The 830-nt window shown below is 55.3% G+C and carries 1 rRNA gene; it reads right to left on the bottom strand.

Annotated features, from left to right (window positions below):
• Positions 1–830, bottom strand: a 23S ribosomal RNA gene (locus tag SM753_RS20210); the annotation flags it as partial.

Below are 830 nucleotides of genomic sequence, written 5' to 3'. Positions count from 1 at the left end.
GGCTCCTACCTATGCTGCACATTAGCGACCGTGTCTCAGCGACAGCCTGCAGTAAAGCTCTATAGGGTCTTCGCTTCCCCTTGGGGGTCTCCAGACTCCGCACTGGAACGTACAGTTCACCGGGCCCAACGTTGGGACAGTGACGCTCTCGTTGATCCATTCATGCAAGCCGCTACTGAAGCGGCAAGGTACTACGCTACCTTAAGAGGGTCATAGTTACCCCCGCCGTTAACGGGTCCTTCGCCCCATTGTACTGGGTGTTCAGATACCCGCACTGGGCAGGATTCAGTGACCGTACGAGTCCTTGCGGATTTGCGGTCACCTATGTTGTTACTAGACAGTCGGAGCGTCCGAGTTACTGCGACCTGCCTCGTCGGAGGCAGGCATCCCTTATTGCGAACGTACGGGACTAACTTGCCGAATTCCCTAACGTCGGTTGCTCCCGACAGGCCTTGGCTTTCGCTGCCATGAGCACCTGTGTCGGTTCTTGGTACGAGCATCATACTCCCTTTTCACGGGCTCTAGGTTGGCCTGAATTGCTCTATCTCGACATTCGTCCGCTTCCTGCCATTACGGCTTCCACGGAGTTCGACGATTCGACTGGGCGAATGCCCAGTTCAGGCGGCCCCAAAGCGTCAGTTTCAATGTATGATGGCACTGGAATATTAACCAGTTTCCCTGTTGTCCCATTCGACTTACGGTAGGACTTAGGATCGGCTAACCCTCGGCTGATCAGCATTGCCGAGGAACCCTTGCTCGTTCGGCCGTCGGGGTTCTAACCCGACTAACGCTGCTACTATGACCAGGATTTTCGTCACTATTCGGTCCAC

This window comes from Halostella sp. PRR32, assembly GCF_034808085.1.
Taxonomy (GTDB): Archaea; Halobacteriota; Halobacteria; order Halobacteriales; family Natronoarchaeaceae; genus Halostella; species Halostella pelagica.
Note: the sequence above shows the minus strand (reverse complement) of the source record. Positions and strands in the feature narration are given on the sequence as shown.